The sequence below is a fragment of the Stenotrophomonas sp. 22692 genome (assembly GCF_052045015.1).
GTDB lineage: Bacteria > Pseudomonadota > Gammaproteobacteria > Xanthomonadales > Xanthomonadaceae > Stenotrophomonas > Stenotrophomonas geniculata.
In genome coordinates this window covers 378,512-398,885 of the sequence record NZ_JBQEMR010000002.1, presented here as the reverse complement: position 1 = coordinate 398,885, position 20,374 = coordinate 378,512, and the positions used below count along the sequence as shown (strand labels likewise).

The 20,374-nt window shown below is 67.1% G+C and carries 21 protein-coding genes and 1 tRNA gene; 15 read left to right on the top strand and 7 right to left on the bottom strand.

Annotated elements, in window-relative coordinates; genetic code table 11:
* Nucleotides 1-15: 15 nt before the first annotated feature.
* The gene (locus ACTJJM_RS04220; protein WP_440865172.1) at nucleotides 16-459 is read right to left on the bottom strand and encodes a GNAT family N-acetyltransferase; all 444 of its coding nucleotides are present in this window, start codon (nucleotides 457-459) and stop codon (nucleotides 16-18) included.
* Nucleotides 460-810: 351 nt separating this feature from the next.
* On the opposite strand from ACTJJM_RS04220, the gene ACTJJM_RS04215 reads away from it, so the two are divergent.
* Nucleotides 811-1,185, top strand: coding sequence for a DUF3592 domain-containing protein (locus ACTJJM_RS04215; RefSeq protein ID WP_440865171.1), 375 nt, complete (start codon nucleotides 811-813; stop codon nucleotides 1,183-1,185).
* Between the two features lie 335 nt (nucleotides 1,186-1,520).
* Here the strand turns inward: ACTJJM_RS04215 and ACTJJM_RS04210 are convergent.
* A tRNA-Ser gene (locus ACTJJM_RS04210) sits at nucleotides 1,521-1,613 on the bottom strand.
* Nucleotides 1,614-1,774: 161 nt separating this feature from the next.
* On the opposite strand from ACTJJM_RS04210, the gene dnaX reads away from it, so the two are divergent.
* From dnaX to ACTJJM_RS04190, 4 genes are all read left to right on the top strand, one after another.
* Nucleotides 1,775-3,808: a DNA polymerase III subunit gamma/tau gene (gene dnaX / locus ACTJJM_RS04205; protein ID WP_224329057.1), complete on the top strand. Its 2,034-nt coding sequence runs from the start codon at nucleotides 1,775-1,777 to the stop codon at nucleotides 3,806-3,808.
* A gap of 6 nt (nucleotides 3,809-3,814) precedes the next feature.
* A complete protein-coding gene (locus tag ACTJJM_RS04200) occupies nucleotides 3,815-4,135 on the top strand; it encodes a YbaB/EbfC family nucleoid-associated protein (protein ID WP_440865170.1) in 321 nt (106 codons plus the stop codon).
* A gap of 82 nt (nucleotides 4,136-4,217) precedes the next feature.
* A complete protein-coding gene (gene recR, locus ACTJJM_RS04195) occupies nucleotides 4,218-4,817 on the top strand; it encodes a recombination mediator RecR (protein ID WP_032127775.1) in 600 nt (199 codons plus the stop codon).
* 66 nt (nucleotides 4,818-4,883) lie between these two features.
* Complete coding sequence (locus ACTJJM_RS04190) at nucleotides 4,884-5,243, top strand: histidine triad nucleotide-binding protein (protein WP_010483842.1); 360 nt, start codon at nucleotides 4,884-4,886, stop codon at nucleotides 5,241-5,243.
* A gap of 79 nt (nucleotides 5,244-5,322) precedes the next feature.
* Here the strand turns inward: ACTJJM_RS04190 and ACTJJM_RS04185 are convergent, their stop codons facing one another.
* The 4 genes from ACTJJM_RS04185 to ACTJJM_RS04170 are packed head-to-tail and all read right to left on the bottom strand — an operon-like array spanning nucleotide 5,323 to nucleotide 9,689.
* Nucleotides 5,323-5,850 (bottom strand): Slp family lipoprotein, encoded by a 528-nt coding sequence (locus tag ACTJJM_RS04185; protein ID WP_005408301.1) that lies wholly within the window; start codon nucleotides 5,848-5,850, stop codon nucleotides 5,323-5,325.
* Nucleotides 5,847-7,796, bottom strand: coding sequence for a transglutaminase TgpA family protein (locus tag ACTJJM_RS04180; protein WP_241873723.1), 1,950 nt, complete (start codon nucleotides 7,794-7,796; stop codon nucleotides 5,847-5,849). Before ACTJJM_RS04180 ends, ACTJJM_RS04185 begins: the two co-directional genes overlap by 4 nt.
* Nucleotides 7,789-8,712, bottom strand: a complete 924-nt coding sequence (locus ACTJJM_RS04175) for a DUF58 domain-containing protein (RefSeq protein ID WP_440865178.1) — start codon at nucleotides 8,710-8,712, stop codon at nucleotides 7,789-7,791. The genes ACTJJM_RS04180 and ACTJJM_RS04175 overlap by 8 nt, the downstream gene beginning before the upstream one ends.
* A gap of 23 nt (nucleotides 8,713-8,735) precedes the next feature.
* Nucleotides 8,736-9,689: an AAA family ATPase gene (locus tag ACTJJM_RS04170; protein ID WP_043398214.1), complete on the bottom strand. Its 954-nt coding sequence runs from the start codon at nucleotides 9,687-9,689 to the stop codon at nucleotides 8,736-8,738.
* 42 nt (nucleotides 9,690-9,731) lie between these two features.
* Between ACTJJM_RS04170 and ACTJJM_RS04165 the strand changes: the two genes are divergently transcribed.
* On the top strand, nucleotides 9,732-11,567 hold the full coding sequence (locus tag ACTJJM_RS04165) for a glycosyltransferase family 39 protein (RefSeq protein ID WP_019338746.1): 1,836 nt from the start codon (nucleotides 9,732-9,734) through the stop codon (nucleotides 11,565-11,567).
* 107 nt (nucleotides 11,568-11,674) lie between these two features.
* Here ACTJJM_RS04165 and ACTJJM_RS04160 read toward each other — a convergent pair whose 3' ends face one another.
* On the bottom strand, nucleotides 11,675-12,244 hold the full coding sequence (locus tag ACTJJM_RS04160; RefSeq protein WP_019338747.1) for a Maf family protein: 570 nt from the start codon (nucleotides 12,242-12,244) through the stop codon (nucleotides 11,675-11,677).
* A 113-nt stretch (nucleotides 12,245-12,357) separates the two neighbouring features.
* Here ACTJJM_RS04160 and ACTJJM_RS04155 point away from each other — a divergent pair, with 113 nt between their 5' ends.
* From ACTJJM_RS04155 to ACTJJM_RS04115, 9 genes are all read left to right on the top strand, one after another.
* Entirely contained in the window at nucleotides 12,358-12,867 is a 510-nt protein-coding gene (locus tag ACTJJM_RS04155; RefSeq protein ID WP_010483828.1) for a YceD family protein, read from the top strand.
* Nucleotides 12,868-12,974: 107 nt separating this feature from the next.
* Complete coding sequence (rpmF, locus tag ACTJJM_RS04150) at nucleotides 12,975-13,169, top strand: 50S ribosomal protein L32 (RefSeq protein ID WP_005408308.1); 195 nt, start codon at nucleotides 12,975-12,977, stop codon at nucleotides 13,167-13,169.
* Nucleotides 13,170-13,260: 91 nt separating this feature from the next.
* The gene (locus tag ACTJJM_RS04145) at nucleotides 13,261-14,238 is read left to right on the top strand and encodes a beta-ketoacyl-ACP synthase III (RefSeq protein ID WP_005415505.1); all 978 of its coding nucleotides are present in this window, start codon (nucleotides 13,261-13,263) and stop codon (nucleotides 14,236-14,238) included.
* Nucleotides 14,239-14,315: 77 nt separating this feature from the next.
* On the top strand, nucleotides 14,316-15,098 hold the full coding sequence (locus tag ACTJJM_RS04140) for a serine/threonine protein kinase (RefSeq protein ID WP_019659499.1): 783 nt from the start codon (nucleotides 14,316-14,318) through the stop codon (nucleotides 15,096-15,098).
* Nucleotides 15,099-15,266: 168 nt separating this feature from the next.
* On the top strand, nucleotides 15,267-16,211 hold the full coding sequence (gene fabD / locus ACTJJM_RS04135) for an ACP S-malonyltransferase (RefSeq protein WP_440865169.1): 945 nt from the start codon (nucleotides 15,267-15,269) through the stop codon (nucleotides 16,209-16,211).
* Between the two features lie 81 nt (nucleotides 16,212-16,292).
* The gene (gene fabG / locus ACTJJM_RS04130; RefSeq protein WP_005408312.1) at nucleotides 16,293-17,036 is read left to right on the top strand and encodes a 3-oxoacyl-ACP reductase FabG; all 744 of its coding nucleotides are present in this window, start codon (nucleotides 16,293-16,295) and stop codon (nucleotides 17,034-17,036) included.
* Nucleotides 17,037-17,188: 152 nt separating this feature from the next.
* On the top strand, nucleotides 17,189-17,428 hold the full coding sequence (acpP, locus tag ACTJJM_RS04125; protein WP_005415509.1) for an acyl carrier protein: 240 nt from the start codon (nucleotides 17,189-17,191) through the stop codon (nucleotides 17,426-17,428).
* A 143-nt stretch (nucleotides 17,429-17,571) separates the two neighbouring features.
* A complete protein-coding gene (gene fabF / locus ACTJJM_RS04120; RefSeq protein WP_057503269.1) occupies nucleotides 17,572-18,834 on the top strand; it encodes a beta-ketoacyl-ACP synthase II in 1,263 nt (420 codons plus the stop codon).
* Between the two features lie 92 nt (nucleotides 18,835-18,926).
* Nucleotides 18,927-20,291: an aminodeoxychorismate synthase component I gene (locus tag ACTJJM_RS04115; RefSeq protein WP_440865168.1), complete on the top strand. Its 1,365-nt coding sequence runs from the start codon at nucleotides 18,927-18,929 to the stop codon at nucleotides 20,289-20,291.
* Nucleotides 20,292-20,374: the final 83 nt, after the last annotated feature.

Below are 20,374 nucleotides of genomic sequence, written 5' to 3'. Positions count from 1 at the left end.
GCCGGGGCGGGAGCGCTAGAGCTCCCGCTCCATTTCCACGGGGTCGATCCCGGCGCCGTGGCCATCGGGCATGATCCGCGTCACCTGGAAGCCCAGCCCGGCATAGAAGCCCTGGGTGTGCTGGCTGGTACTGAGCGCGATGCGCTTGATCGAGGGATCCGCTTCAGCCTGGCGCAGGCGTGCCAGTGCCAGTTCGCGGCCCAGTCCATGCCGGTGCAGCGCGCGCTGGACCATCCCCCAGCAGAAACCGGCACTGCCGTCGCCGCGTCGCGACAGGCCGCCACAGGCCACGATGCTGCCATCGCGCTCGATGACCTGGAATGCACAGTCCGTGGCTTGTTCGCGCAGGAAGCGTTCAAAGTCGCTGCGCTCTTCGGGCGCGAAGTAGGTGGGTACGTTGCTGTCGAAAATCGACAGGCAGGCGCTGGCATCGGTGGGGCGGTAGAGGCGGAGGTTCATGGGAAATGCCATGGAGTTGCCCGGCTGCATTTCAACCGTCCAGACGTTGGGAGGGGGCGAAGCGTTCCAGGGTACATGGAGCGATGCCGATCCTTTTCCAGGTGACTTCTCCCCACTCGAATGACCGTGCTCGGGACGCAGCGCCTGTACCAGGCGGGTGCGTCGTTCGCGGGCAATGGCGAGGCGCATGCGGCCGCGATGGCGTGCAGCGGGGCGCGGCGGCTTCCGGGCTATGCTTTCGACACATGGGACTGACCGCGCGGCAGGATCCGCCGGCCCCATTCGTCTTCCTGCCTGCAACGGAGCTGCCCAGTGACGCCCGACCCTTCTCTTTCCCGGACTGCCCAGCTCATGCGCGGTCTGCTGTTTGGCGCGGTGGGCCTGTTGAGCCTTGCCGTGGCCGCCCTCGAGGTGACGCATCGTCTTGAGTTCCTGGAGGTCGCGCAGGCCGTTGATGGCCAGGTCGAGCGCCTGAACGCCGGCGGATCGCATCCGCAGGTCGCGTTCACCACCGCGACCGGCCAACGCATCTCGTACCCGCAGGGCGGCATGATTTTCGCCTATGAGCCTGGGCAGCCGGTACGCGTGCTGTACGACCCGGCGCGACTGCGGCTGGAGCCGGTCCTGGATACGTTCGGTGCGTTGTGGGGAATGACGGTCGTGTGGGTGCTGCTGGGGCTGGCGTTCGTCGGCGCCTGCGTGCGGGGACTGCTCCGGCGCAGATGACTCGCGGCCGATCGCGCGCCGTCGGCGGGCGGGCCGTTGGACCGGCCACGGCGGCAGCGCCTGTTCAGTCCGGTAGTGCCTGCGGCGATTGCCGCCAGCCAAAATAAAAAAGCCGCCCACTGGGCGGCTTCTTCATTTATCTGGCGGAGAGAGGGGGATTGTCGGGTGCATCCCTGCACCCGATCCCGATGCGCGTTGCGCCCCGGGACCAGCCTGCGGCTGTCCGGTTCTGCTCCTGCAGAACCGTCGAACCCCGGCGGGGCTTCTCACCACCCATCCCATCCGCCAGACAAACGCAAAAGGGCCACCCTGTGGGCGGCCCTTTTGCGTTTGTCTGGCGGAGAGAGGGGGATTCGAACCCCCGAAGCGCGGTTTAGACGCTTACACACTTTCCAGGCGTGCTCCTTCAACCACTCGGACACCTCTCCGGATCCCTGCCACCGGCAAACGCCTCAGCAGGGGCGCAGATTCTAGCGGGCGGCGCGGCCGGACACAAGCGCCCAGATCACGGACGCATCCGGGCGCATTGTTGGCGAGGGGGCTGGACAGGCATGGCACAATGGAACATCCGATGGAAAACGGTGGCCTGATGTCCTACCTCGTCCTTGCCCGCAAGTGGCGTCCGAAGCGTTTTGCCGAGCTGGTGGGCCAGGAACACGTGGTCCGTGCGCTCAGCAACGCGTTGGACAGCGGCCGTGTCCACCACGCGTTCCTGTTCACCGGTACCCGCGGCGTGGGCAAGACCACCATCGCGCGCATCTTCGCCAAGTCGCTGAACTGCGAGCAGGGCACCAGCGCAGACCCGTGCGGCCAGTGCGCGGCCTGCCTGGACATCGACGCCGGCCGCTACATCGACCTGCTGGAAATCGATGCCGCGTCCAACACCGGCGTGGATGACGTGCGCGAGGTGATCGAGAACGCGCAGTACATGCCGTCGCGCGGCAAGTACAAGGTCTACCTGATCGACGAAGTGCACATGCTGTCCAAGGCGGCGTTCAATGCGCTGCTGAAGACGCTGGAAGAACCGCCGGAGCACGTGAAGTTCCTGCTGGCCACCACCGACCCGCAGAAGCTGCCGGTCACCGTGCTCAGCCGCTGCCTGCAGTTCAACCTCAAGCGCCTGGACGAGGATCAGATCCAGGGCCAGATGACGCGCATCCTGGCGGCAGAAGAGATCGAGGCCGACGGCAGTGCCATCGTACAGCTGGCCAAGGCCGCTGACGGCAGCCTGCGCGACGGCCTGTCGCTGCTGGACCAGGCGATCGCCTATGCCGGCGGCGCACTGCGCGAGGACGTGGTACGCACCATGCTGGGCACGGTCGACCGCACCCAGGTGGCGGCGATGCTCGATGCGCTGGCTGACGGCGATGGCCCGCGCCTGCTGCAGGTGGTGGCCGCGCTGGCCGAATTCTCACCGGACTGGAATGGCGTGCTGGAAGCGCTGGCCGAAGGCCTGCACCGCATCCAGGTGCAGCAGCTGGTACCGGGTGCTGCCGCTGCCGAAGGCCTGGACGCCGTCGCATTCGCCGAGCGCCTGCGCCCGGAAGTGGTGCAGCTCTGGTACCAGATGGCCCTGAATGGCCGGCGCGACCTGCCGTTGGCGCCGAGCCCGCGCGCAGGTTTCGAAATGGCCGTGCTGCGGATGCTGGCATTCCGCCCGGCCGTAGCAGTCCCGCCGGTACCGAAGTCGGTGGATGGTGCAGGCAATGCGCCGGGTGGCAATGCTGCCGGTGGTGGCACCGGTGCCGGTAGCCACGAAGCGACGCCGGCCGCTGCCGCCGCTTCGGCCAGCCCGGCCGTGGTGGCGCAGGTGGCTGCTCCGGCGCAGGCCGCGCCGCGCGAACCTGAACCCGAACCGGAGCCGGTCCCGCAACCCGACCCTGAGCCGACGCCGGAGCCCGAGCCGGTTCCGGTGGAGGAGCCGGTGTCACCGCCGCCGGTGAAGACCGAAGCCGTGGCGCCTCCGTCTGTTGAAGCAGAAGCGGGCGACGACCTGCCGCCGTGGGCCACCGACGAAGCCGAGGCGCGTGACGAGGCGCTGGCGGCCGAGATGGCTGGGCCGGACGCCGCCATGGTGGCGCCCTGGCATGAACCGCCGGCTCCCGTCGCGGCTCCCGGCGAGCCTGCGCCGTCCGAGCGCCCGTTCCGCACTGAAGGCATTGCCATCGCGCCAACAGAGTCGGCCCCGGCACGTGATGCCGTGCCGCAGGAAGGCGTCAGCGAGCTGGCCACGGCCGAGGACTGGCTCGACCTGGTGGCCAACAGTGGCCTGAGCGGCCCGTCGCGGCAGCTGGCGGCCAACGCTGCCTTCATCAGTTGCCAGCACGGGACCTTGAAATTGGGCCTTTCGCCCGGATTTGAGTACCTGCGCTCGGAGCGTGCGCTGGCGGCCCTGGGCGAGATGCTGGAGAAGGCCCTTGGCCAGGCGCCGAAGATCGTGGTCGAGACCGTGGAAATCGAGCACGTTCCGGCCGAGACCCTGCATCAGCGTGCCGACCGCCAGCGTAGTGAGCGGCAGCAGGTGGCAGAGGCTGTTTTCATGGACGATCCGGAAGTGCAGGTGCTGATCCAACAGCACGGCGCCCGGGTTGTTTCCGATTCCATCCGTTCTTTTGACGAGTAAGACACTATGCGCGGCAACATCGCCCAACTGATGCAGCAGGCCCAGAAGATGCAGGAAAACCTGCAGAAGGCCCAGGAAGAAATCGCCAGGATCGAAGTGACCGGCAGCGCCGGTGGCGGCATGGTCAGCGTGGCCCTGACCGGTGCCAAGGAATGCCGCAAGGTGCGCATCGATCCGTCGCTGGCCAGCGACCCGGAGATGCTGGAAGACCTGATCGCCGCCGCCTTCAACGATGCCTCGAACAAGATCGATGCCGAGTCGAAGTCGAAGATGGGGTCGGCCACCGCTGGCATGCAGCTGCCGCCGGGCATGAAGCTGCCGTTCTGATTTTCAGCGTGGCACCCGTGTAACCGGGTGCCACGGACCCTGTAGCCGTCGAGCCTGCTCGACGCAATGAAAGCCTGTCGCCGTGTCCGCACCCCTGCTTGAACAATTGATCGACGCGTTGCGGGTGCTGCCGGGCGTCGGCCAGAAGACTGCGCAGCGCATGGCCTACCACCTGCTCGAGCGTGAGCGCGAAGGTGGCCAGCGCCTGGCCGAAACCCTGGCGCTGGCGGTGGAACGCATCGGCCACTGCGCGCAGTGCCGCGATTTCAGCGAAACCGAGCTGTGCCCGACCTGTGCCAACAGCAGCCGCGAGCGCAGCCAGCTGTGTGTGGTCGAATCGCCGGCCGACCGCCTGGCCATCGAAAACGCCACCGGCTTCCGCGGTGTCTACTTCGTGCTGCAGGGCCGTCTATCACCGCTTGATGGCATCGGCCCGCGCGAGCTGGGCCTGGAGCAGCTGGAGCGACGGCTGGCCGAAGGCGAGGTGCAGGAGCTGATCATCGCCACCAGCGCCACTGTCGAGGGCGAGGCCACCGCGCATTACCTGGCGCAGCTGGCGCGTGCACGCAAGGTGCAGCCCAGCCGTCTGGCGCAGGGCCTGCCGCTGGGCGGCGAACTGGAATACGTCGATCGTGGCACGCTGTCGCACGCGTTCGGGACGCGCAGCGAATTCCGCGATTGAGCAACGGCCGGCATGGCCGGGCGTGAGCGGCCTACAATGCGGGAGACATCCCCGCCGAGGCCGACCATGAGCAACGAAACCCTCTTCAGCAAGATCATCCGTCGCGAGATCCCGGCCACCATCGTCTACGAGGATGACGAGGTGCTGGGCTTCAAGGACATCGCACCGCAGGCGCCGGTGCACGTGCTGTTCATTCCGAAGAACGAGATCATTCCGACCCTGGATGACCTGCAGCCGTCGCAGGCGCACCTGATCGGGAAGCTGGCGCTGGCCGCCGCCGAGTACGCGCGCCGCGAAGGCTTCGCACAGGACGGCTACCGCATCGTGATGAACTGCCGCGAGGATGCCGGCCAGACCGTGTTTCATATCCACATGCACCTGCTGGCCGGTGCGTCGCTGGGGCACTTCGGTACCCCGGGACGTTGAGCGCCCGGTATCCGCGCCATGCGTGGATGAAAAAGGCCGCCCGAGGGCGGCCTTTTCCGTCATGCGTGTGTGGTGACGATCACCACCAGCCCCAGCGACCATAGCCGCCCCAGTACGGGCCATACGGGCCCGGGCCCCACGGGCCATAGGGGTAGGGCACCACATCGACCTGGCGCTGTTCCGGCCACAGGTAGATCACATCGGCCGACAGCTTCGGCAGGCGGTAGTCGTACTCGCCGATGCGGGTGTTCTGGTAGCCGTCGATCTTGCCGATGAAGGTCACGTCACGACCGGCTTCGAACACCGCCGGGTCGTAGAAGCCGGCACGGCAGGCAATGAAGCGGCCGTCGCTGGCGTCGGACGAGGTGGTGTTCGGGCGGCCACTGCCATTGAGCGGGCGCGAGATGATCTGGAAGCAGGTCTCGCCCTGGCCGGGCTTGGTTTCGATGATGCGACCGCCCCAACGGACCGGCGTGCCGACCTGCTGGGTAGCGACCGAGTCGCGAGGGGAGACCAGGCTGAACTGTCCCTGCAGCGGCTTGGGGGCCGTGGCGCAGGCCGACAGGGCCAGCGTGGCCACAGCGGTGAGAAGGAACTTGGTGTTCATGGGGAGGCTCCGGAAGTCGGGCGATGCCTGCGCAGGTCCCGCAATAATGAAGCGAGGTCGGTGCAAGTTCCAGCGTAGCGCGCGTCGGCGAAACGCTGGCTGAGTGCGAGCAGAGCCGGGTCGGGGCGCTGCCGGTGTACCCGCTGTGCCCAGTCCTGTGCGGTTTCGTGCGGTTCACGGGCCAGGCCGAGGCGGGCGTAGCGCCGTCCGAGCCGGTGCCAGGCGCGCAGCAGCGGCTCGCGTTCGCGCTCGCCACGGGCCAGCAGCCAGGCCATCCACGCCAGCGCCAGCAGTGCGGCTACCACGAAGGCAGCGACCAGCTGCCCGGGGCCCAGATCGTCCAGCCCGAACGGCTTGAGCAGCTGCTGCTGGCGGCGCGCATCGAAGGACAGCACCAGATCGTTCCAGCCGCGGCGCAGCCAGTCGCCCATCTGGCCCAGCTGCAGCCAACGCTGCTGCAGTGGTGTGTCCGTGCCGGCCTGCAGGCGGTCATCCAGGGTGTCCAGGATGCGTTCCGGTGCCACGGCTGCGGTCGGGTCAACCCTGACCCAGCCGCGCTGCGGCAGCCATACCTCGGCCCAGGCGTGGGCATCCATCCGCCGCACCACCCAGTAGTCGCCGATGCGGTTGCGGGTGCCACCAGCGAAACCGGTCACCACCCGCGCCGGGACGCCGGCGTTGCGCATCAGCACCACGAAGGCCGAGCTGAAGTGTTCACAGAAGCCGGCCTTGTAGCCGAACAGGAACTCGTCGATCGGGTCGCGCCCTGCCGCAGGGGTATCCAGCGTGTACGAGAAATCGGTGGTGATCCACTGCAGCGCGCGGCGCACGATGGCCTCGTCGTCGCTGCCAGCGTCCTGCCGCCATTGCTGCGCCAGCGTGGCGGTGCGCGGGTTGAAGCCGGCCGGCAGCTGCAACGTCGCGCGGCGCAGATAGGGCGACAGCGTGCTGTCGAAGCGCAGTGGCGGGGCCGAATGCAACCGCCAGCGGCTGAGCGAGGCCAGCGGGCGTTCGCTGCTCAGGCTCATGTCCGCATCCAGCACGCTGCCCGCAGGTGCGCGGCTGGGCAGGTCCAGCGCCACCAGCTGGCGGCGGTCGGTGGGCTCGTAATCGATCTGGTAGTCCCAGCCCCGTGTACCCGCTGCAACCACTGCAGCAGGTCGCCGCGCGCTGGCACGGTCGCGTGTCCAGCGCCGTCCATCGAAGGCGGTCAGTACAGGGCCGCGCCAGTAGCGCTGCGCCGGCTCGGGCGGAGCGCCGAAGAACTGCACGCGCAGCGCCGGGGTGTCGTCGGCCATCAGGTCCAGCCACTGGCCGGGTTCCATGCTGTCGGACAGCCCCGGTGTACCCACGGCGCGTTCGGGAATACCCCACAGTGGCGTGGCCAGTCGGGGGAAGAGCCAGAAGCAGGCCAGTGCCAGCGGCAGGCCGATCGCCAGCAGGCGGCCGACACCACGCAGCTGTCCACGCAGTGGCTGGCGGCCAGCATGGCCTTCATCCTGCGCCAGGCGTTGCAGTGCGATCAGTGCGCTGCCCCCGGCCAGCGCGGCCAGCGCTGTTGTCAGCGGCCCCTGGTCGAGCAGGAATGCTGCAAAGGGCGAGAACAGCGCGAAGCCGAGCAGGCTGCGGGCATCACGCAGGCTGCGCAGCTCGCTGGACTTGATCGCCAGCATCGCGGCCAGCAGCGCGCAACCGGTATCGCGTCCTGGGCGCACCACGCCCATCTGCCAGACGATGGCGCCGAGCATGCCCAGCACCAGCAGCAGGCGTACTGGCATCGGCAACACTGTCCGCCACGACAGGGCGGCAGTGATGATCGCCGCCAGCGCGATCACGCCCGCCAGCAGTGGTGGCAGCTGCAGCAGCAACGGCAACAGTGCCAGCGCCGCGCTGGCCAGGGTCCAGTTGCGGGCATTGCGGTCGAGCAGGGCCGGGGTCTCAGTCATGCGGCATCAGCGCCAGCGCGCGCAGGCACAGGTGATGATGGCTGGCGCCCTGGCCGGGCCCGAACGGTGGATGCGCAGGCAGCAGCAGGGTGTAGCGGCGGCCCTCGCGCTCGGCCACATCCACCCAGCGCGCCAATCGAGCGATGCGTGCTTCATGGCCCAGCGGCGCCAATGAGCGCCAGTCGAGGATCACTTCGATGCCGACCGGCTTTTCGTACTCGCGCACCAGCAGGCTGTCGCGGCGTGCCGAGTGCTTCCAGGAAATGCTGCGCGGCGCATCGCCCGCCCGGTAGGGGCGCAGCTGATGCAGCTCCTCGCCGCTGGCATGGGCACGGGTATGCAGCGGATCGCTGCCGCTCTCCGGCAGTGCAGGCGCCACGGCCTCGGCCAGCGGGTAGACCAGCAGCGGCTGTTCCGGCCACACCCACGACCATGCCCGCACCAGGCCCAGCGGCTGGGTGGTGGACAGGCGGATACGCGGCAGTTCCAGCCAGCCACGGCGTTCGCTGGGAACGTCCAGTTCCACTTCGCCACGGCCGTGCGCAGGCAGCGAGGTCCAGGCGTTGCTGTCACCCAGCTGCAGATGAAGGCCGTGCCGCGCACGCGGATCACGCAGTGAGAGGTCTACGCGCAGGCGCAACGGTTGCCCGGCCGGTACCGGCTCGGCCGAGATCGCATCGATCTGCACGCCGGACAACTGGAGATGCGCGGCAATGGCACTGGCGATGGCCGCTGCGGCAAGCAGCAGGGCCAGCAGCAGCGCCGGATTGTTGTTGTAGTTCAGCGCGCCCAGCAGCATGGCCACCAGCAGGGTGGCAAAGAACAGGCCGAAGCGGGTGGGCAGCACATAGATGCGATGGCGATCCAGCCGCTTCGGCAAGGCTTCGGGCCTGCGTGGCCGTGCCAGCAGCTGCATGCGTGCCCAGCGTGTGGCCACGCTCAATCCACCGCGACGGTCTGCAGGATCGCGCGCGCCAGTGCCGGTCCCGAACTGGATTCGGCTTCCGCCACCAGCCGGTGACCAGCCACTGCGACGAACAGCGTCTGCACGTCCTCGGGCACGACATGCCCGCGACCCAGCAGCAGGGCATGTGCCCTGGCCGCACGCAGCAATGCCAGGCCGGCGCGTGGTGACAGGCCGACGCGCACGCCGGCGTGCTGGCGGCTGCGGGTCAGCAGGGCCTGCACATAGTCGATCAGCGCGTCGCTGGCATGCACCTGGTTCACCGCGTCGCGCAGCGCGCGCACCTGGGTGTCATCCAGTTTCGGTACGGCGCGCGCGATCAGGTCGCGGCGGTCGCTGCCACGCAGCAGTTCGCGTTCGGCCTGGGCACTGGGGTAGCCCATCGCCAGCCGCAGCAGGAAACGATCCAGCTGCGAATCCGGCAGCGGGAAGGTGCCGGACAGGTCCACCGGGTTCTGCGTGGCGATCACGAAGAACGGGTCGGGCAGCGGATGCGTCTGTCCGTCCAGGGTGACCTGTTGTTCGGCCATCGCTTCCAGCAACGCGCTCTGCGTGCGTGGTGGTGCACGGTTGATCTCGTCGGCCAGCAGTACGTGGGTGAACACCGGGCCTGGGTGGAACTGGAACTGGCGGCTGCCGGCTTCATACACCGACACGCCCAGCACATCGGCCGGCAACAGGTCGGAGGTGAACTGCACGCGCTGGAAGCTGAGGCCGAGGCTGCTGGCCAGCGCATGCGCCAGCGTGGTCTTGCCCAGGCCGGGCAGATCTTCGATCAGCAGGTGGCCGCCGGACAGCAATGCGACGAACGCCAGCCTGACTTCCGGCACCTTGCCCAGTACCAGTGCGTTCACCTGATCCTGTGCCTCCCGCAGGGCCTGACGCAATTGATCGGTTAGCATGCTGGGATTGGGGGACGAAGCTGGCATGATCGTCTCAGATCTGGAATCCACTCGATTATCCATAGAGCAATGCAAGGCGAACAGCGCGCACGGACGATATTTCTCTGGTTATGGACGCTGGTCACAGCGGCCAAGCTGATCGTTGCCGCGCGCCTGCCGCTGTTCGTCGACGAAGCGTTCTATTGGCAGGAAGGCCAGCATCTGGCCGCGGCCTATTCGGATCTGCCCGGGCTGACCGCCTGGCTGGCCCGCCTGGGCGTGGAGATCGGCGGGCATCACGTGCTCGCGCTGCGCCTGCCGTTCCTGGCCATCGGTGCGCTGCTGCCGCTGCTGGTGGTGCGCACGGCCACGCGCTGGTTCGGCAATGTGGCCGGTTGGCAGGCGGGCAGCCTCACGCTGTTGATGCCGTTGTCGGCGACGCTGGGCCTGCTGGCGGTACCGGACGTGCCGATGGCGTTGGCGGCAGTGATCTGCCTGCACGCCGGTGCGCGCCTGCTGCACAACGTGGATGCCTCCTCGGCGATGAAGCTGGCGCTGGGCCTGCTGATCGGTGCACTCAGCCACTACCGTTTCATCGGTGTCATCGGCGTCGGTTTCATCGCGTTGCTGGCATTGCCGCAGGGACGTCGCATGCTGGCCGATCCGCGCGTGTGGGTGGCATTGGCGGTGGGCGTGCTGGCATGGCTGCCACTGCTGGCGTGGAATGCGGACAACCACGATGCCGGCCTGAAATTCCAGGTGATCGAGCGTCATCCCTGGGCGTTTGAATGGGGCGGGCTGTGGTTCCTGGTGATCCAGCCGATGCTGGTCACGCCGATCCTGTGCATGGCGATGTGGAAGGTGGCGCTGGCAGGAACCCGGAGCGGTGGCGGTGCGCGCGTGCAGTGGCGCTATTTCGGCCTGGTGGGCGGCGTATCCACGCTGGGCATTTTCGTGCTCGGCTTCTTCACTGACGTCGAGCGGATCAGCTTCCACTGGCCGCTGCCGGGCTACCTCGCATTGCTGGTGGCGGTGCCGGTGGTGCTCAACGGCTGGCCGCGCTGGCTGCGCCGCACCGGCTGGTGGCTGGCCGGCGCGGGCATGGTGCTGGCCTTCGGCTACTACCTGATGGCATCCACGCCGGCACTGCGCGAGCAGATGGCCGGCAGCAAGTACTATCCGCGCAATTTCGCCGGCTGGCAGCCACTGGCAGTTGCGGTCCATGAAGAGCTGCGGCAGATGCCGGAAGGAACGCGCGTGCTGGCCGGCAACTTCAAGGTTGGCGCCGAGCTGGGTTTCCAGCTGGGCAATGGCAACATCGAGGTACTGCCGCATCCGCTCAATGACAAGCATGGCCGCACCGCGCAGCTGGCGCAGTGGGGCCTGCTGCATGAGGGCGAGCGCACGGTGCCGATGCTGCTGGTGCTGTCACCCAGCGACCAGCGCTATCGCGAACTGCTGGAGCGCTATCACGCCATCTGCAATCAGGTGGGGCCGATGCCTGCGCCACGCGTGGTCAGCAGTGATCACGGGTTCCAGCGCTTCCTGCTGTTCCGGCTGCCGGTGCAGCGCGCAGAAGGGCCGTGCGTGACGCCGGCGATGGCGTGGCTGGATGCGCCGTCCAATGGTGAGAAGGTATCCGGCACGCTCGCGATCAAGGGCTGGGCGTTCAAGGATGGTGTCGGCCTGGCGCGCGTCGAAGTGCTGGTCGATGGTCGCTCGATCGGTGACGCCCGCTATGGGCGTGTGTTCGACGTGCGCCACACCTGGCCGGACAGTACCGATCCGCAGCATCCGGCGGTGGGCTTTGATGCGTCGCTGGATACCGCCACGCTGGCGCCGGGCCGGCATTGGCTGGGCCTGCGCCTGCACGGCCGCGATGGCAGTGTGGAGGCGTGGCAGGAGCAGCCGTTCGAGGTTCGTTGAGGTCCTCTGGTCCTGTAGAGCCGAGCCGATGCTCGGCTGCTTCTGCTTCTGCTTCAGATGCAGGCTGCCTCGAAAAAAGCAACCGAGCATGGGCTCGGCTCTACAGTTCAGGGCACCGCGAAACCGGCCCTGCGCAGCAATCCGCATACCGCGATCAGCGGCAGGCCGACCAGCGCGGTAGGGTCGCGGTTGTCGATGGCGTCGAACAGGCTGATGCCCAGGCCCTCGCATTTGAAGCTGCCGGCGCAGTCCAGCGGTTGCTCGGTGGCCACGTAGCGGGCGATTTCGTCTGGTTCCAGTTCGCGGAAGCAGACTTCGGTCAGATCGACGGCCGTGAATGATTCTCCGTCACGGCTGAGACAGACGGCGGTGTGGAAGCGGACGGTCTGCCCCGACATCGCTGCCAGCTGCGCACAGGCGGCCTCGACCGTACCCGGTTTGCCCAGTGGCTGGCCGTTCAGGTCTGCGACCTGGTCCGAACCGATCACCCACGCGCCGGGGTGGCGGGACGCCACCTCGGCCGCTTTGGCGGCGGCCAGGCGGGTGGCCAGGGCCAGCGGAGCCTCCCCGTTCATGGGAGTCTCATCCACCTCCGGACGTGCGCAGTCGAAGGGCAGGCCCAGCCGTTCCAGCAGCTCGCGGCGGTAGCGGGAGGTGGAGGCCAGGACCAGTGACATGCGAGAATACCGGGGCAGGGCATGGCAGTCTGGCGTGTCCGCAGCGCCAGCAGCAAGTCCTGTATGGCGGGCATTTGACAGTCGGCGCCCGGATCCTTAGTATTCAGCGGCTTATGTCCGCGAACGTGCCCGAAACGCTGGATGCCTGGCGGATGGTTGTAGCGCGAAGGCGCTTCGACGGTCAGGTGTCTCTGGCTGAATTGACCCGCCTGCAGGGGTTGGTCGCAGATACCGACGGTGAGTGCAATTACTCGCTTGAATTCGGTCGCGACGACGTCTTGCGGGTATCCTATGTGGAATTGACCATCGACACCGCGCTGCCGCTGACCTGTCAGCGCAGCATGCAGCGATTCCTGTTGCCGGTGAAGGTGACCCAGAGGCTTGGCCTGATCCGCGACGAGGACGAGGAATCGTCCCTGCCGGAGGAATACGAGGCGTTGCTGGTGCCGGAAGATGGCCAGCTGAAGCCGCTGGATCTGGTCGAGGACGAACTGGTGCTGGCGGTGCCGGTGGTACCGCTGTCGCCCGACGGTGAAGCAGTCGACAAGGACTGGGCGCCGAGCGAAGAAGAAACGAAGAAGGCCAACCCGTTTGCGGCGTTGGCGGCATTGAAGAAACAATAGCAGCCGGTTGTCGTCGGCGGCTGCGGCGAAAGCGAAAAGTGTGCTGGGCGCTGGCGTCCTGTGCGACGAAACGACGAAGCAAAACGAACCGAGTTTGGAGCAATCCCATGGCTGTCCAGAAATCCCGTGTTACCCCGTCCCGCCGCGGCCAGCGCCGTTCGCATGACGCCCTGAGCGCCAAGCAGCTGTCGACCGACCCGACCACCGGCGAAGTGCACCTGCGTCACCACATCACTGCCGATGGTTTCTACCGCGGCAAGAAGGTCATCCAGACCAAGACCTCGGCCGTCGAAGAAGATTGATGTGCCGGGAAGGCCGCTGCCTCCGGGCAGCGGCCTTTGCCTTCTTCCCCGGGTGTGCCGGTGATCGGCGGCCCGCGCAACAGGAAACATGATGAGCAAGCGGATCTACTCGAGGATCGCGGGCACCGGTAGCTATTTGCCGGAAAAAGTCCTGACCAACGCCGACCTGGAAAAAATGGTCGAAACCTCGGATGAGTGGATCCAGTCGCGCACCGGAATTCGTGAACGGCACATCGCGGCCGAAGGCGAAACCACCAGCGACCTCGGCTACAACGCCGCCCTGCGCGCGCTTGAAGCCGCAGGCATCGATGCCTCGCAGCTCGACATGATCGTGGTCGGCACGACCACCCCTGATCTCATTTTCCCGTCCACCGCGTGCCTGATCCAGGCCAAGCTCGGTGTTGCGGGGTGCCCTGCCTTTGACGTCAACGCAGCCTGCTCGGGCTTCGTGTTCGCGCTGGGCGTGGCCGACAAATTCATCCGTTCCGGTGACTGCAAGCATGTGCTGGTGATCGGCACCGAAACGCTGACCCGCATGGTCGACTGGAACGATCGGACCACCTGCGTGCTGTTCGGCGATGGCGCCGGCGCCGTCGTGCTCAAGGCCGATGAAGAGACCGGCATCCTCAGTACCCACCTGCATGCCGATGGCAGCAAGAAGGAGCTGTTGTGGAACCCGGTCGGTGTCTCGACCGGCTTCAAGGACGGCGCCAATGGCGGCGGCACCATCAACATGAAGGGCAACGACGTGTTCAAGTACGCCGTCAAGGCGCTGGACTCGGTCGTGGACGAGACCCTGGCCGCCAACGGCCTGGACAAGTCCGACCTGGATTGGCTGATTCCGCACCAGGCCAACCTGCGCATCATCGAAGCCACCGCCAAGCGCCTGGACATGTCGATGGACCAGGTCGTGGTGACCGTCGACAAGCACGGCAATACCTCGTCCGGCTCGGTGCCGCTGGCGCTGGACGCCGCCGTGCGTTCGGGCAGGGTCGAACGTGGCCAGCTGCTGCTGCTGGAAGCCTTCGGCGGCGGCTTCACGTGGGGTTCGGCTCTGCTGCGCTATTGATAGTGCAAGTTACGACAACGTGAAGCTTTGTCGTTGCGGCCCCTCTGGGGCCGTAACGCGTTTAAGGAGGACCTGTCATGGTTGAGCCCATCGTCATCGAAGGGCAACGTGCCTGGCTGAAGCAGTACGGCAAGGGAAGCCGGGCGCTGGCCCTTGGCCTGCTCAATTTTGTTGCCCGTCGTTTTCATCTGGACGCCCTGCGCCCGCCGCCGCACCGTGGCGGCGACGCCGCACGCGAAACCGAAGCCCGTCGCCTTGCAGAACTGCAGGCGCAGGGTGTGAACGTGCCCGACGTGCTGGGCACCGGCCATGCCGCGCTGGTAATCGGCGACAACGGCAGCTCGTTCAATACCTGCCTGCGCCAGGCCGACGAGGCAGGTCGTGATCGGCTGGTCATGGCGGCGATGCAGGCCATTGCCGAAGCGCATGCGCGCGGCGCCTATTTCGGCCAGCCGTTGCCGCGCAACCTCACCTGGGATGGCGACAAGGTCGGTTTCATCGACTTCGAGGAAGATCCACTGGAAGTGATGGACCTGTCCGAAGCCCAGGCCCGCGACTGGCTGATGTTCGGCTATGGCGTGGCCAAGTACTACGCCGACCGCCCCGAGCACCTGCAGGCGATGATGGCCGAGGCGATGGGCGGTGCCCAGGCACCGGTGCGCGAGCACGTGCATGCGGTCAGTGGCCGCCTGCGCAGCCTGGCCCGGGTCTGCATGAAGCTGGGCCGTTCAGCGCGCGCGCTGGCCCATTCCATTTTCATCACCCATGGCGCCAGTACTGCGGGCGTGCTGATGCTGGTGGGGCTGTGCGTGGATTTCCTCGCCGACGGCGATCTGGACGTCCTGCAGCTGTTCTGCTGATCAGCGGCTGGGGCCGGATCCCTTTTTTCCATGGAGAGGCATCCGGCCCCGGATCTCCAGCGTGTTGCGACAGCCATTCACCATACGCGTGCATACGCGCACGTACAGACGACACGGCATGTTCCCCCTTATCATGGCCCGCTTCGATTGCAACAAGCGGATGACCGCGTGACCCTATCCACCCTCGCTTTTGTCTTCCCCGGCCAGGGCTCGCAGTCTGTGGGCATGGTGGCCGAGCTGGCCGAACTGCACCCGCAGGTGCGTGACGCCTTCACCGAGGCATCCGATGGTGCCGGCGTCGACCTGTGGGCGCTGTCCCAGGGCGGCCCGGAGGAAATGCTCAACCGCACCGAATACACCCAGCCGGCCCTGCTGGCTGCAAGCATCGGCGTGTGGCGCGCCTGGAACGCCGTGGGCGGTCCGCGCCCGTCGGTGCTGGCCGGTCACAGTCTGGGCGAGTACACCGCCCTGGTTGCCGCTGGCGCGCTGAGCCTGCATGACGGTGCGCACCTGGTGCGCCTGCGCGGCCAGTTGATGCAGGAAGCCGCGCCGGCCGGTGTCGGCGCCATGGCCGCCGTGCTCGGCGCCGAAGACCAGCTGGTGCTGGACGTCTGCGCTGAAGCGGCAGGCAGCCAGGTGGTGGTGCCGGCCAACTTCAATTCGCCGGGCCAGATCGTGATTGGTGGCGACGCCGATGCGGTCGACCGCGCGCTGGCGCTGCTGGCCGAGAAGGGCGTGCGCAAGGCGGTCAAGCTGGCCGTGAGCGTGCCCTCGCACACCCCGCTGATGCGCGAAGCCGCCAACCGCCTGGCCGAAGTGATGGCCGGCCTGGCCTGGCAGGCGCCGCAGCTGCCGGTGGTGCAGAACGTCGACGCCAAGGTGCATGACGGCATCGACGCGATCCGTACCGCGCTGGTCCAGCAGCTGTACCAGCCGGTGCAGTGGACCGGCTGCGTGCAGGCGCTGGCTGGCCGTGGCGTCACCCAGATCGCCGAGTGCGGCCCGGGCAAGGTGCTGACCGGTCTGGTCAAGCGCATCGACAAGGCCATCGACGGCCGTTCGCTGGCCACGCCGGGCGACTTCGAAGGTGCCCGCGAGGCATGGTCGGCCTGATCCCCCTGTTCCTGCCGACCGTACCAGTGGCCGCTGCACGCGGCACGGGTGCGGCGGCCGCCCCAGCCTGAGGAAAACATCATGAGCAAGCCCCTGCAGGGTGAAATCGCACTGGTCACCGGCGCCAGCCGTGGCATTGGTGCCGCCATCGCCGATCTGCTGGCCGCCCAAGGCGCCACCGTCATCGGCACCGCCACCACCGAATCCGGCGCTGCCGCGATCGGTGAGCGCCTGGCCGCCCACGGTGGTCATGGCCGCGCGCTGAATGTCACCGACGCGGCTGCGCTGGACAGCGTGCTGGACGGCATCGCCAAGGAATTCGGTCCGATCTCGATCCTGGTCAACAACGCCGGCATCACCCGCGACAACCTGCTGATGCGCATGAAGGACGAGGACTGGGCGTCGATCATCGACACCAACCTGACCAGCGTGTTCCGCACCAGCAAGGCCGTCATGCGCGGCATGATGAAGGCGCGCAAGGGCCGCATCATCAACATCGCATCGGTGGTGGGCGTGACCGGCAACGCCGGCCAGGCCAACTACGCTGCCGCCAAGGCCGGCATCATCGGCTTCAGCAAGTCGCTGGCCAAGGAAATCGGTTCGCGCGGTGTCACCGTCAATGTTGTCGCACCTGGCTTCATCGACACCGACATGACCAAGGCGTTGCCGGAAGAAGCGCGTACCGCGCTGATCAACGACATCGCCCTCGAACGCCTGGGTTCGCCGGAAGACATCGCCCATGCGGTGGCCTTCCTGGCCAGCCCGGCTGCCGGTTACATCACCGGCGAAACCCTCCATGTGAACGGTGGCATGTACATGCCGTAAGCAAGGGGCGCAGGGATTGCGCCGCAAGTGATTGATCTGCTGAGGTTTTTGCTGCGATGCAAGGCCGCGCCGGTTTCCACTACACTATCCCACGGCCATCGCCTTTGATGGCGACCACTTTTGAACCACAACTCCATCTGGAGCGAGATCCCATGAGCACCATCGAAGAACGCGTCAAGAAAATCGTCGTCGAACAGCTTGGCGTCAAGGAAGAAGAAGTCACCAACAGCGCATCGTTCGTCGATGACCTGGGCGCTGACTCGCTGGACACCGTCGAGCTGGTGATGGCCCTGGAAGAAGAATTCGAGTGCGAGATCCCGGACGAAGAAGCCGAGAAGATCAGCACCGTGCAGGCCGCCATCGACTACATCAAGGCCCACGTCAAGGCCTGATGTCAGACGGCAGTGCGCGCGCGGGTTCACGCTCGCCGCGCACCGCACCCCATGGGGCCGCTGTTGCGGCCCCGTGTGTTTGAGCATCACACCGAAGCAAACCGAGTTGCCCGTTGAAACCATCCGGGCCAGGAGAATCAGCAATGAAGCGTCGCGTCGTCGTAACCGGCCTGGGTATCGTCTCGCCGTTGGGCAATGATCTGGCCAGCAGCTGGGAAGGCATCACCCATGGTCGTTCGGGCATCGGTCCGCTGACCAACGTTTCTGATGCCTATCTGGATCGGTTCACCACCAAGATTGCAGGTGAGGTCAAGGGATTCGACATCACCGCCGACAATGAACTGTTCGGCAAATTCCGGGTCAGCGGCAAGGATGCCAAGAAGATGGACCCGTTCATCCATTACGGCCTCGGTGCCTCGTTCATGGCCCTGCACGACTCGGGCCTGGAGATCACCGACGCCAATGCCGAACGCATCGGCGCCATCGTCGGCGCCGGCATCGGCGGCCTGCTCGGCATCGAAGAGCAGACCATCGAGTTCCACGAGGGCAAGAAGATCTCGCCCTTCTACGTGCCCAAGACCATCATCAACATGCTGCCGGGCCAGCTGAGCATCATCACCGGCCTGAAGGGCCCGTCGTTCTCGGCGGTGTCGGCGTGCGCGACCTCGAACCACTCGATCGGCACCGCAATGCGCATGATCCAGTACGGCGATGCCGACGTGATGGTGGTCGGTGGTGCCGAGCGTGGCTCGTCGCCGACCGCGCTGGGCGGCTTCTGCGCGATGAAGGCCATGAGCACCCGCAACGATGCCCCGGAACAGGCCTCGCGCCCGTGGGACAAGGACCGTGACGGCTTCGTGCTGGGCGACGGCGCCGGCATCCTGATCCTGGAAGAGTACGAGCACGCCAGGGCGCGTGGCGCGAAGATCTACTGCGAGCTGGCCGGTTTCGGCGCCAGCTCCGATGCGTACCACATGACCGCACCGAGCGAGAACGGCGAAGGTGCCGCCCGCTGCATGGCCATGGCCATGAAGGACGCCGGCGTGACCCCGGAGCAGGTCGGCTACCTCAACGCGCACGGCACCTCCACGCCACTGGGCGACCTGGGCGAGACCATGGCGATGAAGACCGCCTTCGGCGACCACGCCTACAAGATGATGGTCAGCTCCACCAAGTCGATGACCGGCCATCTGCTGGGCGCTGCCGGCGGCGTGGAAGCGATCTTCTCGGTGATGGCGCTGCAGGACAACGTCATTCCGCCGACCATCAACCTGCAGCAGCCGGGCGAAGGCTGCGACCTGGACTACGTGCCCAACGAAGCACGCCAGGCCAAGGTGGACGTAGTGATGTCGAATGGTTTTGGCTTCGGCGGCACCAACGGTACGCTGATCTTCAAGCGCGTCTGACCGAGTTGTAGCGTCGAGCCATGCTCGACTCTACATGCGAAGAGGCCGCCGCAAGGCGGCTTCCGTGCATCTGATCCCCCGACCTGGCTGCCATGACCCACGCACCGCTGATCCACCCGTTGCCGCATCTGATCGATCTGCTGGCGCTGCAGCAGCACGACCCGGCGCGCTTCCCGCTGCTGATGGAATCCACCGCCTCGGGCACCGCCCAGGGCCGCTGGAGCCTGCTGCTGGCCGCGCAGGGCGAGGGCCTGCGGCTGGACGCCGATGGCCAGGTGCGTGACCAGCATGATGCGGTACACGCTGGCAGCTTCCTGCAGGTGCTGGACCGTGCCTGGCAGCGCGAGCGCCTGCCGCATGACGGCAGCCACAGCCTGCCGTTCCGTGGCGGCTGGGCGCTGATGCTGGATTACGAAGTGGCCAGCCAGATCGAACCGGTTCTGCCGGCGCGTGCGCGCGAGGACGGCCGCCCGACCGCGCTGGCACTGCGCTGCCCGGCCGCGGTGCTGAACGACCATCACAACGATGCCAGCTTCGTCATCGCCGAAGCCGGCGAGCAGGCGCTGCTGGACGCGCTGGTGGCACTGGCTTCGGCCGCGCTGCCCGGAGCCGGGCAAGGCTGGCAGCCGCCGCAGTCGGTCGGCGAAGACGCGCCGCAGCGCTTCACCGACGGCGTGCGCCGGGTGATCGACTACCTGCGCGCCGGCGATGTGTTCCAGGTGAACCTGTCGCGGCGCTGGAGCGCGCAGTTCGCTGCGCCGGTCAGCCCGCAGGCGCTGTACGCGCAGCTGCGCCGTGCCAACCCGGCACCGTTTGCCGGCCTGTTCAGCGCGCATGGCCGCCACGTGGTCAGCTCCTCGCCGGAGCGGCTGGTGTCGGTGCATGCCGGTCACGCGCAGACCCGGCCGATTGCTGGCACGCGTCCGCGCTTCGAGGGGGACGATGATGCCGCGCGCATCCAGGAACTCGTCGGCCACCCCAAGGAGCGCGCCGAGCACGTGATGCTGATCGACCTGGAACGCAACGACCTGGGCCGCATCTGCCTGCCCGGCACCGTGGTGGTCGATGAGCTGATGACCGTGGAGAGCTACGCCCATGTGCACCACATCGTCAGCAACGTCAGCGGCCATCTGCGCCCGGAGGTCACGCCCGGCGAGGTGATCGCCGCCACGTTCCCGGGCGGCACCATCACCGGCTGCCCCAAGGTGCGCTGCATGCAGATCATCAGCGAACTGGAGCAGGTGCCGCGCGGCGCCTATACCGGCGCCTTCGGCTGGCTGAACCGGGATGGCGACCTGGACCTGAACATCCTGATCCGCACCGCCGAAGTGGATGGCCACGAGGTGAGCTTCCGCACCGGCGCCGGCATCGTGGTTGATTCGGACCCGGACAAGGAACTGGACGAGACCCGCGCCAAGGCCCGCGGCCTGCTGCGCGCGCTCGGCCAGCAAGGGTAGTGCCGGCCGCTGGCCGGCAACGCCATTCCCCCACGGTGAGTGCCGACCGTTGGTCGGCACTGAGACGCCACCCCGGTCATGAC